General features: G+C 71.3%; 17 protein-coding genes. 6 read left to right on the top strand and 11 right to left on the bottom strand.

All coding sequences use genetic code 11. The features are described from left to right. Window positions 1–62 precede the first annotated feature (62 nt). From ACZ6YG_RS09030 to ACZ6YG_RS09020, 3 genes are read right to left on the bottom strand one after another with little or no spacing between them, the layout of a single operon-like run. Window positions 63–1028: a VOC family protein gene (locus ACZ6YG_RS09030; protein WP_466017613.1), complete on the bottom strand. Its 966-nt coding sequence runs from the start codon at window positions 1026–1028 to the stop codon at window positions 63–65. Continuing rightward, entirely contained in the window at window positions 1025–2662 is a 1638-nt protein-coding gene (locus tag ACZ6YG_RS09025; protein WP_466017612.1) for an FAD-dependent oxidoreductase, read from the bottom strand. Before ACZ6YG_RS09025 ends, ACZ6YG_RS09030 begins: the two co-directional genes overlap by 4 nt. Then, entirely contained in the window at window positions 2662–3480 is an 819-nt protein-coding gene (locus ACZ6YG_RS09020; protein WP_397198144.1) for a hypothetical protein, read from the bottom strand. The genes ACZ6YG_RS09025 and ACZ6YG_RS09020 overlap by 1 nt, the downstream gene beginning before the upstream one ends. A gap of 185 nt (window positions 3481–3665) precedes the next feature. Between ACZ6YG_RS09020 and ACZ6YG_RS09015 the strand changes: the two genes are divergently transcribed. Genes ACZ6YG_RS09015 through ACZ6YG_RS09000 form a run of 4 tightly spaced genes read left to right on the top strand, consistent with a single transcriptional unit; the run spans window position 3666 to window position 8066 of the window. Then, on the top strand, window positions 3666–4706 hold the full coding sequence (locus ACZ6YG_RS09015; protein ID WP_466017611.1) for a nitrilase-related carbon-nitrogen hydrolase: 1041 nt from the start codon (window positions 3666–3668) through the stop codon (window positions 4704–4706). 9 nt (window positions 4707–4715) lie between these two features. Beyond that, entirely contained in the window at window positions 4716–6152 is a 1437-nt protein-coding gene (locus ACZ6YG_RS09010; protein ID WP_466017610.1) for an aldehyde dehydrogenase family protein, read from the top strand. Window positions 6153–6154: 2 nt separating this feature from the next. Further along, a complete protein-coding gene (locus tag ACZ6YG_RS09005) occupies window positions 6155–6613 on the top strand; it encodes a DUF3598 family protein (protein WP_466017609.1) in 459 nt (152 codons plus the stop codon). Between the two features lie 28 nt (window positions 6614–6641). Next, on the top strand, window positions 6642–8066 hold the full coding sequence (locus tag ACZ6YG_RS09000) for an FAD-dependent oxidoreductase (protein ID WP_466017608.1): 1425 nt from the start codon (window positions 6642–6644) through the stop codon (window positions 8064–8066). Here ACZ6YG_RS09000 and era read toward each other — a convergent pair. The 8 genes from era to ACZ6YG_RS08960 all read right to left on the bottom strand — a co-directional run bounded on the left by era (window position 8057) and on the right by ACZ6YG_RS08960 (window position 13955). Continuing rightward, window positions 8057–8965 carry a GTPase Era gene (gene era / locus ACZ6YG_RS08995; protein ID WP_308248850.1) on the bottom strand — a complete coding sequence of 303 codons (909 nt, stop codon included), beginning with the start codon at window positions 8963–8965 and terminating at the stop codon, window positions 8057–8059. The genes ACZ6YG_RS09000 and era overlap by 10 nt on opposite strands. A 17-nt stretch (window positions 8966–8982) precedes the next feature. Continuing rightward, window positions 8983–9459, bottom strand: a complete 477-nt coding sequence (locus ACZ6YG_RS08990; protein WP_466017607.1) for an NUDIX domain-containing protein — start codon at window positions 9457–9459, stop codon at window positions 8983–8985. Between the two features lie 2 nt (window positions 9460–9461). Continuing rightward, window positions 9462–9782 (bottom strand): cytidine deaminase, encoded by a 321-nt coding sequence (locus tag ACZ6YG_RS08985; RefSeq protein ID WP_466017606.1) that lies wholly within the window; start codon window positions 9780–9782, stop codon window positions 9462–9464. A gap of 10 nt (window positions 9783–9792) precedes the next feature. Beyond that, complete coding sequence (locus ACZ6YG_RS08980; protein WP_148033483.1) at window positions 9793–10332, bottom strand: hypothetical protein; 540 nt, start codon at window positions 10330–10332, stop codon at window positions 9793–9795. A 391-nt stretch (window positions 10333–10723) separates the two neighbouring features. Next, window positions 10724–12043, bottom strand: coding sequence for a hemolysin family protein (locus ACZ6YG_RS08975; RefSeq protein WP_187281317.1), 1320 nt, complete (start codon window positions 12041–12043; stop codon window positions 10724–10726). After that, a complete protein-coding gene (gene ybeY, locus ACZ6YG_RS08970; RefSeq protein ID WP_148033485.1) occupies window positions 12016–12492 on the bottom strand; it encodes an rRNA maturation RNase YbeY in 477 nt (158 codons plus the stop codon). Before ybeY ends, ACZ6YG_RS08975 begins: the two co-directional genes overlap by 28 nt. Next, entirely contained in the window at window positions 12489–13517 is a 1029-nt protein-coding gene (locus ACZ6YG_RS08965; protein WP_148034833.1) for a PhoH family protein, read from the bottom strand. The genes ybeY and ACZ6YG_RS08965 overlap by 4 nt, the downstream gene beginning before the upstream one ends. Window positions 13518–13610: 93 nt before the next feature. Next, a complete protein-coding gene (locus ACZ6YG_RS08960) occupies window positions 13611–13955 on the bottom strand; it encodes a histidine triad nucleotide-binding protein (RefSeq protein WP_148033486.1) in 345 nt (114 codons plus the stop codon). Between the two features lie 302 nt (window positions 13956–14257). Here ACZ6YG_RS08960 and ACZ6YG_RS08955 point away from each other — a divergent pair, with 302 nt between their 5' ends. Then, window positions 14258–14770 (top strand): SigE family RNA polymerase sigma factor, encoded by a 513-nt coding sequence (locus ACZ6YG_RS08955; RefSeq protein WP_148034834.1) that lies wholly within the window; start codon window positions 14258–14260, stop codon window positions 14768–14770. Further along, window positions 14767–15408 (top strand): hypothetical protein, encoded by a 642-nt coding sequence (locus ACZ6YG_RS08950; protein ID WP_466017605.1) that lies wholly within the window; start codon window positions 14767–14769, stop codon window positions 15406–15408. Before ACZ6YG_RS08955 ends, ACZ6YG_RS08950 begins: the two co-directional genes overlap by 4 nt. Window positions 15409–15430 lie beyond the last annotated feature (22 nt).

The raw sequence follows: 15430 nt of genomic DNA, 5'->3' as shown, positions 1-15430 counted from the left end.
GAACAGCGTTACACGGAGCCTAGAAATGCGGCTGTCCCGATGTCAACGGATACGTCTGATGTTTAACGATCCGAAACATGTCGCGGCTGCCACAGCTCCACGTGGACGCCGTTCGGCGTCTCCACCATGGCCAGCCGCGATGTGCCGTGCAGCGGTGTGGCCGCGGCGAACGGCCGGCATCGGACCCGCCCTCCGGCGCCGGCGGCGCGGGCCACGGCCTCATCCAGATCGTCCGTACGCGCGGACCAGGCGGTGTGCCCGAGCCCGCGAGCGGGCCGCTGAGCGGAACGCCGATCCACTCTGGGCCGGTCGGCCCGGATCATCTCGATACGGGTCGTGCCGCCGTCCGGGCCCGCCAGGAAAGCCAGCCTGAGCCGGGTGCCCGGCGGCAGGTCGGCCATCGTGTCCAGGCCCGGCGCGGCGAACGTCACGTCGTACCCGGCGGACATGCCGAGCGCGGCCCAGAAACGCAGCTCGGCCTCGAAGTCGGGCACGTGGCAGACCACGGAGGTCAGCTCCGTGTGCCGCCGCTCCGGGTCCGCCAGCCACGCGGCCGTGGGACGCGGGCCGGTCGGCTCGACGAACACCACGGGGACTCCGCCGGGCCCGAGGCAGTAACCCTCCACGACCTGGACGGTCCGCTCCCCCACGGGCACGTCGTACGCCTGCGGTGGGCTGATCCACGGATGGCCCGCCGCCCGCAGCCGCTCGTACGAGGCCGCGATGTCGCGGGTGTAGAGGTTGATGCCGGCCACGCCCAGGTCCAGCGTGTGCGGGTGGACGGCGGGCGCCACCGGGTCGTTCACCTTGAGCAGGTGGATGCGGCCGGTGGCGGCGCCCGCCGCGGCCAGCGAGCGCACCTCCACGTCGCCGGCGCCCTCTCCCCACAGCCGGTCCGCGTCGGCGGCCGCGACCACGCCCTCGGCCGCCACCGCGTACCCCAGCTCGCCGCAGTAGAAGTCCAGGTGCGGCCCGAAGTCGGCGACGCCGAGCACCGCCGCCGTGATGCTCCCGATCGGCTCGCTCATCGGCCCGCCCCCAGCCTGGCGCCCAGCTCGCGGCCGAGCGTCATCGCCGGTGTCACGCTCATGCCGCCGACGTAGTTGTCCCCGGCGAACACGTTGTTGCCGAGGATCTCCCCGACCGCGTAGAGCCCGGGGAGGGGTGCGCCGGATTCGGTCAGCACCTCCAGGTCCTCGTTCACGCGCAGCCCGTCGCGGCTGAGAATGGAGGCCCCGACCGTGGTGATCCCGTAGAACGGCGCCCGCTCGATCGGCGCCGGCAGCGTGGTGCGGCCGAAGTCGTCGTCGCGGCCGGCCCGCACCGCGGCGTTGTACCTCTCCACGGTGGCCGCCAGGCCGCCGGGAGCGACGCCGAGCTTCGCGGCCAGCTCCTCCAGGGTGTCGGCGACGGCGATCCACCGGCCGCGCTCCAGTTCGGCCAGCATCCGCTCGCGGGTCCAGTCGCCGGCGCCGTTGCGGATCAGCGGCTCGGCCGTCTTGGCGATCGCCCGGTCCCACACGACGTGCATGGCGATCCGCGGCTGCTCCAGCAGCGCCCGCTCGCGGTGCTCCGGGCTGGTGCCGTCCTCCGCGACGAACCGCTCGCCCCGGTCGTTCACCCAGATCTCGTACGGGGTCCGGTACGCGGGCGCGACCTCGATGAACGCCTCACGGTAGTCGACCGCGAAGCCCTCCTGGCCCGGGTCCGGGATCAGCCCCATCACGGGGATGAAGTAACCGTCGCGGCTCACCCGCGCGCCGAGCCCCATCGCCAGCTCCAGGCCGTCACCGGTGGCATGCGGCAGACAGCCGATCAGCGCACTCTCACAGCCGGACGGCAGAAAGCGATTGCGCAGTCCGGGGTTGGCGTCATAGCCGCCAGTGGCCAGCACAACGGCACCGCCGTGCGCGACGACCTCACCACCGGCATCGCCTGCACCAGTCGCGGCGGTCGCGGTGTTCGCGCCATTCGCGGCGGTGGCCGCGCCGGCCGCGCTCGTCGCGCTCGTCGCGCTGGTCGCGCTGGTCGCGGTGGTCGCGGTGGTCGCGGTGGTCGCGGTGGTCGCGCCGGGCGCGGTGGTCGCGGTGATGCCGGTGACGCGGCCGGCGGCGTCGACGATCGCGCCGGTGAGGCGGGTGTTCAGCAGCAGCCGTACGCGGCCGGCCTCGATCTGCTCCTCCAGCCGCCGTTTCAGCGGCTTCACCACCGACAGGCCGCTCTTGACGCCCCAGTACGTGCGCGGCACCGAGTACACCTCGTGCCCGTGCACCAGGCCAGGGGTGTCGGGATGGAAGTCGAAGCCCTGGCCGTCGAGCCAGTCGACGGTCTCGCCCTGCGCCTTGACCGACTTCCAGGCCAGCTTCTCGTCCACCTTGCCGTGGGAGAGGCGCAGTACGTCCTCGAAGTGGCGCTCGGGACTGTCGTCGATGCCGCGCTCGCGCTGGCGGCGGGTCCCGGCCCCGCTGAACTCGCCGTTGGCGATGTGCAGCATCCCGCCGATCCGGCTCTGTTTCTCCAGCACCAGCACGCTCGCGCCCGCGGCGGCGGCCTCGATCGCCGTGCACATCCCGGCCCCGCCCGCACCGATCACGATGACGTCGTAACGCCCCAGATCCTCCGCGTTCCCCGCGCCGTTCGCGCCACCGTTCCCCGCGCTCATCACGCGCCTCCGGTCAGCTGGATCTCCAGCCCAGCGGGACCGCGCAGGAGCAGCTCGCCCAGCCGCTCGCCGCCGTGACGCTCCAGCTCCGCGGCCGTGGCCGCCGGGTCGTCCGCGGCGAACACCACCCGCCGCAGGCCGAGCGGCCGGTCCGACAGGTCGGCCGCGTCGACGCCGGTGAAGGACATGATCTCCAGGCGGGCCGGAGCCTGGTCGGCGGAGACCAGGAACGACAGCCGCAGGCTAGCGTCCGCCGGCATGCCCGTCATCCGGTCGAACGGCGGGCCGCTCATCTCCCCGTCGAACAGCACCTTGAGCCCGCCGCCCGCGGTGAAGAAGGCCAGCGCGGCGTCATGGTCCCGCGGCACGATGACGGCGGTGTGCAGCTCGCCGTGCAGACGGCCGGGGTCGCGCTCCAGCGCGGGGCTGGGCCGGTGACCGGCGCCTGCCTGCGGCAGCGTCCACCACACGCCGTCCGCGCCCAGGGCCACGGCCTCGGTCAGGGACGCGGCTCCGTACGGGTAGGTCACGATCTCCCTGGACCTGCCGCCCGCCTCGTCGATCAGCCGGGTGGTGCGCGCCAGGTCACGCGAGTACATGCCGAGCAGGCGGGGGCCGACGTCCCAGAGCTGGGGGTCGGGCGCGTCCGCGCCGGGCACGAGGCGGATCCGGCCGGTGTCCACGCCCTCGACGCCGAGCAGCGCCTCCCGCCCGTCGTCCGCCAGCACGTCGAGCCCGAAGGCTCTGGCATGGAAGGCGGCCGACGCTCCGACATCCCTGCAGGCGATGACCGCCTCGACGATCGCTCCCAGCGACAAGCCGCACCTCCGCAGATCCAGACTGTTCCGTCCCTCGAAACGGTGTTTCAAACTAAGGCGGGATGTCGCTGACTGTCAATGATGTCGCAGGTTGGACGGTTCCCTCCTCTTGCGCGGCGCGCTTCCTATAGTCCAACCTGTAGAAACCAGAAACGCCGTTTCATGGAGTGGAACAGGAGCATCGGGTGTCCCAGGATCCGCCCGCGACCGCGTACCGTGCTGTCGCCCTGCAGACCGCCTGTCATGCCGTCAACCGCGCCGAGAGCGCGGCCGCCGCCCGCGACCAGATACGGGCCGCCGTCGACCGCGTGCACGAGCAGGTCACCGCGACCAAGCGGTTCGTCGGCCCCGGCGTGCGGCTGGTCGTCCTGCCGGAGTACCTGCTGACCGGCCACCCCATCGGGGAGCCGTTCCAGGAGTGGTGCGACCGCGCCGCCCTGGCGCCGGGCGGCCCGGAGTACGCCCGGCTCGCGGACATCGCGAGGGACGCGGGCGTCTTCCTGTGCGTCAACGGCTACGAGACGGACGAGCACTTCCCGGGCGTCTACTTCCAGGCGTCGGTCGTCTTCGACCCGGCGGGCGAGACCGTGCTCCGCTACCGGCGGCTCAACTCGATGTACGCCGTGACCCCGCACGACATCCTGGACCGCTACCTGGCCGTCTACGGCGAGGACGCGCTCTTCCCCGTCGCCAGGACCGAGATCGGCACGCTCGCCGCGATCGCCTCCGAGGAGATCCTCTTCCCCGAGGTGGCCCGCTGCCTGGCCATGCGCGGCGCGGAGGTGTTCCTGCACAGCTCGTCGGAGGTGTGCAGCGCGCTCCTCTCGCCGAAGAACGTGGCCAAGCTGGCCCGCGCCGTGGAGAACGGCGCGTACGTGGTCTCCGCCAACACCGGCGGCCTGTACGGCACCGGCATGCCCGCGGCCTCCGGCGACGGCGGCAGCCAGATCGTCGACCACCGCGGCCTCGTGCTGGCCAAGGCCGGCCAGGGCGAGACGATGGCCGCCAACGCGGAGATCGACCTGGCCGCGCTGCGCCGGGCCCGCAGGACCCCGGAGATGATGAACCTGCTCCCCCGCCAGCGGTTCGAGCTCTACGCGGCCAGCTACGCCCGCACCTCCTTCTACCCGCCCGACACGGTGCGGCCCGGCGAGACCGGGCGAGAGCACTTCGTGAACACCCAGCGTGCCGTCATCGAACGGCTGGCCGGCGACGGCCTCATCTGAGGAGGCGACATGCCCAGGGAGATCCACGTCCGGAACCCCCGCACCGGCACCCCGGACCACACCATCGTCGCCGCGGGCGACGACGAGATCATCGCCGCCGCGGGCGCGCTGCGCGCCCGCCAGAGCGCGTGGGCCGCCCAGCCGGTCGAGCGGCGCGCCGAGGCGCTGCGCGCGTTCGGCGACGCGGTCGCCCGGCACCGCGACGAGCTGGTCGCCCGGCTGGAGACCGACACGGGACGCCGCTGGGTCTCGCAGCTGGAGGTCGACTCGGTGCTGACCAGCATCGAGCGCACCTGCCGGTACGCCGAAGCCGCCTTCGCCCCGGAGGATCCGGCCCCCACCGCCGACCCCGACGTGCACGTCACCGGCGACCTGGTGCCGTACCCGGTCGTGGCGGTGATCTCGCCGTGGAACTTCCCGTTCCAGCTCGCCCTCATCGACGCGGTGCCCGCCCTGCTGGCCGGGTCGGCGGTGCTGCTGAAGCCGAGCGAGGTGACGCCGCGCTTCATCCCCGTGCTGCGCACGTGCGTGGCCGAGGTCGAGGAGCTGGCGGGCGTACTCACCGTGGTGGAGGGCGACGGCGCCACCGGCGCCACCATGGTCGCGGTGGCCGACGCGGTGTGCTTCACCGGCAGCGTGCGCACCGGCCGCGCGGTGGGCCGCGCGGCCGCCGAGCACTTCATCCCCGCCTTCCTTGAGCTGGGCGGCAAGGACCCGGCGATCGTCACCGCCTCGGCCGACCTGGACGCCGCCTCCTCCGCCATCCTGTGGGGCTCGACGATCAACTCCGGCCACTCCTGCATGTCCATCGAGCGGGTGTACGTGGACCACACGGTGGTCGAGGAGTTCACCGAGGCGCTGGTGGCCAAGGCCGAACAGGTCGAGCTCGCGTACCCGGACATCGGCGACGGCCAGATTGGGCCGATCATCAGCGACGCCCAGGTGGACGTCATCCGCGAGCAGCTGGAGGAGGCCGTCGCCAAGGGCGCCGTGATCCGGACCGGCGGCACGATCCAGTATCTCGGCGGGGGCGCCTATCTGCGGCCCACCGTGCTGACCGGCGTCGACCACTCCATGCGGGTGATGCGCGAGGAGACGTTCGGCCCGATCATCCCGATCATGCCCTTCGACGGCGAGGACGAGGCCGTCACGCTCGCCAACGACACCGAGTTCGGGCTGAGCGCGGCCGTCTTCGCCGCCACCGCCGAGCAGGCCGCCCCGGTCGCGCACCGGCTGGAGGCCGGTGCGGTCAGCGTCAACGACGTCTGCCTGACCGGCATGTTCCCCGAAGCGGAGAAGAACTCCTTCAAGTCGTCCGGGCTCGGCGCGTCCCGCATGGGGCCGCCGTCCGTGCGGCGCTTCCTCCGCCGCCGCGCCCTGCTCATGCGGGGCAACGCCGGCATCCGCCCCTGGTACTACGACGGCACCCCCACCGAGACGGAGTAACGATGACCATCGCCGACATCCTGCGCGACATGTCCGGAGTGTGGGAGGGCACCTACACCGTGCTCGCCCCCGACGGCACCGTGCTGGAGCGCTACCCCAGCCGTCAGGAAGGCCGGATGGAAGGCACCGACTGGACCGAGAAGGTCGTCTACCTGCGCGAGGGCGCCGAACCGGCGGTGCGGCACTACCGCGCGATCGTCGACGGCGACTCGGTCCAGTTCGTCGACACCGAGATGTGGGGCACCACCGCCCGCGCCGGCGACCAGGCCATCGTGTTCACCTTCGGCTGGAACGACCGCCCGCGGGAGCGCATCGTCGAGATGTCGATGCCCACCGGCGACTATCGCACCCGCCTGTGGCAGCACTTCGAGGACGGCGCGCTGAGCCGCCTCACCGTCATCGAGGAGCGCCGCGTCCCCGGCGCCGAGCCCGAACGCTGGTACGTGCCGGCCGGCGCCTGACCGTACCCGAATCTCAGGAGAATCACTGGTGGAACTGGACTACGACCTCGTGGTGGTGGGCGCGGGCACCGCGGGCATCCCGTGCGCGGCGGAGGCCGCGCACGGCGGCGCCCGGGTGCTCCTGGTGGAGAAGGACCACCGCGTCGGCGGCACGCTGCACATCTCCGGCGGCCACATGGCGGCCGCGGGGACGCGGCGGCAGGCCGAGCGCGGCATCGCCGACTCCGTCGAGGCGCACCTGGCCGACATCCGCCGCATCAGCGGCGGCACCGTCCGCGAGGACCTCGTCCGCACCGTGGTGGAGAACGCCGCCGAGACCGTCGACTGGCTCGACGGTCTCGGCTTCCGCTTCGCGCCGGAGACGCCGCGCGTCATCTACGGGCACGAGCCGTACACGACCGCGCGCACCTACTACGGCGTGGACGAGGCGGTGTCGATCCTGGAGGTGTACGAGCGGGTGCTCGCCGACGCCACCGCCACCGGCCGCCTGGAGCTGTGGAAGAACGCCCCCGTGATCGAGCTGCTGACGGGCGGCGACGGCCGGGTCACCGGGGTCACCGTCCTGCGCGACGGCCAGGACGTACGGGTGAGCGCCCGCCACGTCGTGCTGGCCACCGGCGGGTTCGCCGCGGAGCCCGAGCTGTTCCTGGAGCTGGAGGGGGCGCCGCTGGTGTCGGCCGCCCACCCGACCTCCACCGGCGACGGCATCCTGCTGGCCAGGGAGCTCGACGCCGGCATCCAGGGCACCGGCTCGTTCCTGCCGAGCTTCGGCGGCCTGCCCCACCCCACCACCCCGGGCAAGGCCAACTGGTCCGACCGGCAGCTGCTCGTCGCCGCCGAGCGCCCGCCCGTCGAGATCTACGTGGACAAGACCGGGCGCCGCTGGGTGGCCGAGGACGAGCCGTCCATCGACACCAAGGAACGCGCGCTCACCCGCATCCCGGACATGACGTTCTGGACCGTGTTCGACGACGCGATGCTGGAGTCGACCCGGTCGGGCCGCCCGCTCGTGGTCGGCTGGACGCCCGAGGAGCTGCGCGCCCAGGCCGGCGTGCGCGAGGGCGTGCACCGCGCCGCCACGCTGGAGGAGCTGGCCGGACAGACCGGCATCGACGCCGAAGGGCTGGTCGCAACCGCGGCCCGCTACAACGAGGCGGTGGCCGCCGGGTCCGACCCCGACTTCGGCCGCGTCCACCTGCCGCTGCCGCTGGCCGAGGCGCCCTTCTACGCGATCCGCAACCACGCCATCTCGCTGGTGACGTTCGCCGGCCTGGACATCGACGACGGCTTCAGGGTGCGCCGGGCCGACGGCGAGCCCATCACCGGCCTCTACGCCATCGGCGAGGTCATCGGCGCCGCCGCCACCTGCGGGCAGAGCTTCTGCTCCGGCATGCTCGTCACCCCAGCGATCACCTTCGGCCGGCTGCTCGGCCGCCGCCTGGCTCAGTCGTAGAAGCCGAGCCTGCGCAGCTGCTTGGGGTCGCGCTGCCAGTCCTTGGCCACGCTGATGCGCAGATCGAGGTAGACGCGGGTGCCGAGCAGCGCCTCGATCTGCTTGCGGGCGTTGGTGCCGACCTCACGCAGCCGCTCGCCCTTGCGGCCGATGACGATGGCCTTCTGCGACGGCCGCTCGACGAACATGTGGGCGTAGATGTCGAGCAGGTCGTCGCGGTCGGCCCTGGGCAGCATCTCGTCGACGACGACCGCGATCGAGTGGGGCAGCTCGTCGCGCACGCCCTCCAGCGCCGCCTCCCGGATCAGCTCGCCGACCAGCACCTGCTCCGGCTCGTCTGTCAACCGGCCGTCCTCGTACAGCGGCGGCGACTCGGGCAGGTGGCGCACCAGCACGTCGGCCAGCACGTCGAGCTGCTCGCCCGACTGCGCCGACACCGGCACCACGTCGGCGAACTCCTCGATCTCCGACACCGCCACCAGCTGCTTGGCGATCTGCTCCTTGCTCGCCAGGTCGCACTTGGTGACCACGGCGATCACCGGCGTCTTCTTGACCGCCGCGAGCTTGCCCGCGATGAACCGGTCGCCCTTGCCGATCGGCTCGTTGGCCGGCACGCAGAACCCGATCACGTCGACCTCGGTCAGCGTCGACAGGACCAGGCTGTCGAGCCGCTCGCCGAGGAGGGTGCGCGGGCGGTGGAGCCCCGGCGTGTCGACGATGACGAGCTGCGCGTCGGGGCGGTGTACGATGCCCCTGATCACCCGCCTGGTCGTCTGCGGCTTCGACGAGGTGATCGCCACCTTCGTGCCGACCAGGGCGTTCATGAGCGTGGACTTGCCGACGTTCGGCCTCCCCACGAAGCAGGCGAATCCGGCGCGATGGCTGTCTGGCGAGGTCACATAGTGATTCTCGCCCATCAGGAGGCCTGCGCGCGCCACCAGGCGAACACCTCGGGCATCACCAGCGGCGTCCACGGCGTCGTCGGCAGCCCGGCCAGCTCGTCCTCCCGGACCCATCTGGCTTCGCTGATCTCGTCGTCGTCGGGGGTGGGCGTGCCCGACACGAGCGCGCACCCGTACACCGCGATCATGTAAGCGCACTCGTGGCCGTTCGGGTAGCGCACCCGGAACTCCGGCCCGCCGTAGACGCCGATCAGGCCGCGCACCCGCACGTCGATCCCGAGCTCCTCGCGCAGCTCGCGGCGCACGGCCTCCTGCGGGCGTTCGTCGGGGTCCACGGCGCCGCCGGGCGCCGCCCACAGCCCTCCGTCGCCATGGAGGGCCAGCAGCAGCCGGCCCTCGTCGTCGAACACGCAGCCGCAGACCGACGGCATCATCAGCAGGTCGGGCCCCAGCTTGGCGCGCACCTCCGCGAGGTAGGGCGACATCGGCATGCTCAGCCCCGCAGCGCGCCGTCGGGGCCGGCCACCAGGATGGCCGTCACGCCCAGCTCCGCCGCCACGGCCCGGTCGTCGTCGGACGGCCCGTCGCCGCCGGTGACCAGCGCCACCGCCTCCAGCGAGCGGGCGCCGCTCGAGATCGCCGTCGCCACCGCCACCTGCACGGCGGACAGCCGCAGCGCCGCCAGCGTCACGTCGGTGGCCGCGTACGTGCGGCCGGTCTCGTCGCGCACGGCCGCGCCCTCGGCGGAGCCGTTGCGGGCCCGCGACGCCCGCGCCAAAGTAATGATCTTGCTGTCTTCAGGATCGAGTGTCACGAGGACAAGGTTAGGGGCTGGCCATCCGCATCACGGCGTCGAGGAGCTGGCGGGTGCGCTGCGGCTCCACCTCGGCCATGCTCGTGTGCACCAGCGAGACCAGCATGTCCCCCGAACGGGCCAGCACCACGTCCAGCGCGTACGGGTAGCCGTTCAGCCGGCCGCGCAGCTCGCCCGACACCGCCTCGTCCCCCACGTCCGCCACCGGCACCAGCGTGGCAGTCAGGTGGGTGCCGCCTTTGGCACGCACCTCCCGGCACGCCCTCAGCGACCCCGCCAGCGCGGCCATGTGCTCGTCGGCCGCACCGGCGTACCTGGCCAGCCCCACCCCGACCTGCTCGCCCAGCTCGTCGCCCTGGTAGCTGGCCGCGGCCTGCGCGGTCAGCCCCCGCTCCGGCGCCCGGCCACCGGCCGCGTCGAGCACCGCCCGGCAGTTGCGGTCGGCCGGCGTGAACGGCGCCCGCCATGCCTGCTCCGAGCGCGGTGAGAAACCGTCGGGCAGCCGTGGCTCCTTGCTGAGGATCTCCTTCATGTGGGCAAGCGCGCGCACGTCGAGCCCCTCTGTGCCTCCGCAGGCCGCAAGAGCGCCGGCCAGGAGCCCACAGACGATGATCCGGGTTCCGCGTTTCATGATTCCCCCCGGTGCCCAGCCTCCCCGAGCAGCGAAAACGGCAATCCACCGGAGTTACCAATAAACGATCAAACGCTAAAAGGGTGCCCTCGCCCGGTTATCCGGACGAGAGCACCCTTTACGCCGAACAACGTCCGACCGGCTAGCTGGCCAGAACGTTGTCGTCCCCCCAGGAGCGCCCTGCCGCATGAACCCCCCTGCGGCGGGGCGCTTCCCCCTCCGGCACCCACCGCACAGGGTGCCGGGAAACAGACTCGCGGACCCCGCTTGCAACTCGCTTGACGACCGCTTGCCGCGAACCGGGCAGAGGTCACTCCTGCTCGGCCGCGGCCGGCACCGCGTCGTCCTGATCGGCCCGGACCCGCCGCACCACCACCGTGCTGATCCGGTTGCGCCGGCCGGCCAGGCTCTCCGCGGTCAGCTCAAGCCCCGCCACCTCAGCCCTCGACCCCGCGATCGGCACCCGCCCCAGCGCGTGCGCGAGCAGGCCGCCGACCGTCTCCACGTCGTCGACCTCGATCTCGGCGTCGAACAGCTCACCCAGCTCGTCGACCGGCATCCGCGCCGTCACCCGCACCCCGCCGTCGGGCATCGGCTCCACCCGCGGCGCCTCCTGGTCGTACTCGTCGGTGATCTCCCCGACGATCTCCTCCAGCACGTCCTCGATCGTGACCAGACCCGCGGTGCCGCCGTACTCGTCGATCACGATGGCCAGATGCGTCTGCCTCGCCTGCATCTCACGCAGCAACTGGTCGATCGGCTTGCTCTCCGGCACGTACGTCGCCGGCCGCATGATCGACTCGACCGTCTCCTTCTCGCCGTCGCCGCCCGACTCGTGCACCCGGCGGGTGATGTCCTTGAGATAGGCGATGCCGATCACGTCGTCCTCGTTCTCGCCCACCACCGGGACCCGTGAGAAACCGCTCCGCAACGCCAGCGACAGCGCCTGCCTGAGCGTCTTGCCCCGCTCGATGTAGACCATGTCGGTGCGCGGCACCATCACCTCGCGCACCAGCGTGTCGCCCAGCTCGAAGACCGAGTGGATCATCTCCCGCTCGTCGGGCTCGATCACCCGGCGCTCCTCGGCCAGGTCGACCAGATCACGCAGCTCGGCCTCTGAGGTGAACGGACCGTCGCGGAACCCCTTGCCCGGGGTCAGCGCGTTGCCCAGCAGGATGAGCAGCTTCGGCAGGGGGCCGAAGATCTTCGTCAGCCCGTACACGATCGGCGCCCCCGCGAGCGCGATGGGCTCGGCGTGCTGACGGCCCAGCGTGCGCGGCATCACGCCCACGATCACGTAACTCACCAGGATCATCACCGCGGCCGCGGAGAAGTAGGCCCAGCCCTGATCGTCCAACAGATCGATGAACAGCAACGTCGCGATCACCGTCGCGACCAGCTCACAGCTCAGCCGCAGCAGGAGCAGCAGGTTCAGATAGCGCGGCGCGTCCGTGACGATGGCGTGCAGCCGCTGGGCGCCACGCCTGCCGTCGCGCACGGCCTCCTCGGCGCGGACCCGCGAGATCCGCGTCAGCGCCGTCTCCGTGCTGGCGATCAGGCCACCGACCACAACGAGGACGATGGCCAACGGCAACCAGGCGTTCACCGCGAGCTGCGCACCTCCCGCCACCCTTCGAGCAACCGCGCCTGAAGACCGAACATCTCCTTGTGCTCCTCAGGCTCTGCATGATCGTAACCGAGCAGATGCAGGATGCCATGGGTGCAGAGCAATTCGATCTCGTCCTGAGCGCTGTGCCCGGCCTCCTCCGCCTGCCGCGCCGCCACCTGCGGGCACAGCACCACGTCACCCAGCAGCGCCGGATCGGCCGGCCCCTCGGACTCGCCCCTGGCGCCGCCGCCGGGCCGCAGCTCGTCCATCGGGAAGGCGAGCACGTCCGTCGGGCCGGGCTCGCCCATCCACTTCTCGTGCAGCTCGGCCATCACGTTCTCGTCGACGACCACGAGCGACAGCTCGGCCAGCGGGTTGATGCCCATCTCGGACAGCACGTGGGTGGACAGCGCGACGAGCGACTCCTCGTCGACGCCCACCCCGGACTCGTTGTTGATCTCGATGCTCATCGTCGCTTACCCCGCTGCTGAATCGGTTCGGGAGTGCGCAGGGCGTCATAGCGGCCGTAGGCGTCGACGATCTCGCTCACCAGCTTGTGACGCACCACGTCGGCGCTCGTCAGCTGCGAGAAGTGGATGTCGTCGATGCCGTCGAGGATCTCCTGCACCACCCGCAGACCGCTCACCGTGCCCGCCGGCAGGTCGACCTGCGTCACGTCACCGGTCACCACGATCTTGCTGTTGAACCCGAGCCTCGTCAGGAACATCTTCATCTGCTCGGCCGACGAGTTCTGCGCTTCATCAAGGATGATAAATGCGTCGTTAAGGGTCCTACCGCGCATATATGCGAGGGGCGCCACCTCGATCGTGCCCGCCGCCATCAGCTTGGGGATCGAGTCGGGGTCGACCATGTCGTGCAGCGCGTCGTACAGCGGCCGGAGGTAGGGGTCGATCTTCTCGTACAGCGTGCCGGGCAGGAAGCCGAGCCGTTCGCCGGCCTCGACCGCCGGGCGGGTGAGGATGATGCGGTTGACCCGCTTCTCCTGGAGCGCCCGGACCGCCTTGGCCATCGCCAGGTAGGTCTTGCCGGTGCCGGCGGGGCCGATGCCGAACACGACCGTGTGCTTGTCGATGGCGTCGACGTAGCGCTTCTGGTTGGCCGTCTTGGGGCGGATGGTGCGCCCGCGCGAGGACAGGATGTCGAGCGACAGCACTTCGGCCGGGCGCTCGGAGGTCATCCGGAGCATGGCGATGCTCCGCTCGACTGCGTCGGGTGTGAGGTCGCCGCCGCTGCGCAGCACTTCGACCAGCTCCTCGAAGAGCCGGACGACAGTGCCGCTCTCGTCGGGGCTGCCGGTGACGGTGATCTCATTGCCGCGGACGTGGATGTCGGCCTTGAAGGCGCCCTCGATGACGCGTAGCAGCTCGTCGCGGGAGCCCAGGAGGCTGACCATGGGGTACTCGTCCGGAATCAGCACCTTGGCTTGTGTGCGCGTTGGAGGTGCCGTGCGTCGGGATTCGTGTAGTTCGGACATGGGCAGGCCAGCGTGGCCTGATGCCTCCCGGTCTCGAGGGCTTATCTTCTTCACCCATCGTATCCGGGGGCGGAACGTTTCCTCGCGGCAATATCAGCCGGGCGGCCATGTCAGGTTGCGGCCGCCCAGAACGTGCGCGTGCACGTGGAAGACGGTCTGCCCGGCGCCGGGTCCGGTGTTGAACACGACCCGGTAGCCCTCGTCGGCCACGCCTTCCTGGACGGCGACCGCGTGCGCGGCCTTGAGCACCTCGTCGGCCAGCCCCTGGTCGGCGCGGGCCAGCGCGGCGGCGTCGGCGTGGTGCTCCTTGGGGATGACGAGGACGTGGGTGGGGGCCTGCGGGTTGATGTCGCGGAACGCGAGCGCCCCGTCGTTCTCGTAGACGATCTCGGCCGGGATCTCCTTGGCCACGATCTTGCAGAACAGGCAGTCTGTCATCCGATCACCTTACCGATAGGGGTGGCTCTCCTGTCCGTAAGCCTCGACGACCCTGACCTGCTGCTCGGCATGTACGCTGATCAGCGTTGCGAATCGGTGACCGGATCCGTCGTGGCACCCGAAGATCCCCGCGGTTAGGGTGTCAGTGCACCATCGCAGCGAACGATTCAGCCTCGGGCGAGACCACCTGGCGAGGACACAACTGGGTCATGCCCCCAAAGGAACCGGAAGAACGTAAACCGTCAGGGAAGGCCGCGCGTCCCACTGATGTGACCACCGAAACCCTCCTGGTCGACAGATCCATGGGGGCGGTGCCGGTCGGGTGGGACGCCGACATGGCCGTGACCGCGCTTTACAGTGCGCATTTTCGGTCATTAGTTCGTCTCGCCGTGTTGCTGGTGCGCGACATGGCAACCGCGGAGGAAGTCGTGCAGGATGCGTTCGTCGCCATCCACGGCGCCTGGCGCAGGTTGCGTGACCCCGACAAGGCGCTCGCCTACCTACGGCAGTCCGTCGTCAACCGGTCCCGGTCCGTGCTGCGCCATCGGGCGGTCGTGGAGAAGTACGCCCCCAAGGGCCTGCCCGACGCGCCGAGCGCGGAGCACGGCGCCATCGGCGAGTTCGAACGGTCCGCGGTCATCGAGGCGTTGCGGGCGCTACCGTCTCGCCAGAGGGAGGCACTGGTCCTTCGTTACTACGGTGATCTGTCCGAAGCCGAGATCGCCCACGCCATGGGCATCAGCAAGGGGGCGGTGAAGAGCCACACGGCACGTGGCATGGCCGCCCTGCGTTCCGTCCTGGAGAAGATGTCATGACCCAGCCCCCCGACGAGTACGGCGAGGTCCTGCGCCGTGCCCTCCGTGCGGAGGCGGACGCGGTCGTGCCCTCGCCGGACGGGCTCGACGTCATCCGTACGAAGATCGAGCGGCGCGGCGCGCGCAACCTCTTCTGGTGGCGGGCCGGGGCGGCCGCGGCGAGCGCGGTGCTGGTGGCGGGCACGATCGTGATGGTGGTGCCCGACCTGCGCCAGCGCGTCGTCGAGGCGCCCTATCTCGAGGTGCGCACCACTTCCAGCGCCACCCCGCCGGCGAAGTCCTCGACCAGCCGGCCCGCCTCGCCCAAGTCGACCGTACGGGAGAGCGAGCCTCTCGTCGTGCCGCCGCCGACGTCGTCCGAGCCGTCGCAGAAGCAGGAGCCCCGCCCGTCGGAGACGGCCCGCTCGACCGCCAAGCCGACGCCCACCCCCACGCCGACCCCCTGCCCGTCGACGGCCGACCAGGCGGAGCAGCCGGCCGACTGCCCTGAGGCCGACGATCCGCCGACGCCTTCGCCGTCCGAGCCGGAGGTGTCACCCACGCCGACGCCCTGCCCGGACGAGGAGTGCTCGACGCTGGACCCGGTGCCGACCATCTCGGACATGCCCAGCCCTCTGATCAGCGCGAACACGTCGTGACTCCCCTTCCCTGACCGCCGCG

The organism is Nonomuraea sp. NPDC054003 (genome assembly GCF_055585125.1).
The sequence above is the reverse complement of the archived record's forward strand: the minus strand, read 5'-3'. Positions and strand labels throughout refer to the sequence as shown.

What these genes read in the sequence shown, in the direction of transcription:
- ACZ6YG_RS09030 (WP_466017613.1), bottom strand. Translation starts at nt 1,028, where the DNA reads ATGAGCGAGCCGATCGGGAGCATCACGGCGGCGGTGCTCGGCGTCGCC.
- ACZ6YG_RS09025 (WP_466017612.1), bottom strand. Translation starts at nt 2,662, where the DNA reads ATGAGCGCGGGGAACGGTGGCGCGAACGGCGCGGGGAACGCGGAGGAT.
- ACZ6YG_RS09010 (WP_466017610.1), top strand. Translation starts at nt 4,716, where the DNA reads ATGCCCAGGGAGATCCACGTCCGGAACCCCCGCACCGGCACCCCGGAC.
- ACZ6YG_RS09005 (WP_466017609.1), top strand. Translation starts at nt 6,155, where the DNA reads ATGACCATCGCCGACATCCTGCGCGACATGTCCGGAGTGTGGGAGGGC.
- ACZ6YG_RS08990 (WP_466017607.1), bottom strand. Translation starts at nt 9,459, where the DNA reads ATGCCGATGTCGCCCTACCTCGCGGAGGTGCGCGCCAAGCTGGGGCCC.
- ybeY (WP_148033485.1), bottom strand. Translation starts at nt 12,492, where the DNA reads ATGAGCATCGAGATCAACAACGAGTCCGGGGTGGGCGTCGACGAGGAG.
- ACZ6YG_RS08965 (WP_148034833.1), bottom strand. Translation starts at nt 13,517, where the DNA reads ATGTCCGAACTACACGAATCCCGACGCACGGCACCTCCAACGCGCACA.
- ACZ6YG_RS08960 (WP_148033486.1), bottom strand. Translation starts at nt 13,955, where the DNA reads ATGACAGACTGCCTGTTCTGCAAGATCGTGGCCAAGGAGATCCCGGCC.
- ACZ6YG_RS08955 (WP_148034834.1), top strand. Translation starts at nt 14,258, where the DNA reads ATGGGGGCGGTGCCGGTCGGGTGGGACGCCGACATGGCCGTGACCGCG.
- ACZ6YG_RS08950 (WP_466017605.1), top strand. Translation starts at nt 14,767, where the DNA reads ATGACCCAGCCCCCCGACGAGTACGGCGAGGTCCTGCGCCGTGCCCTC.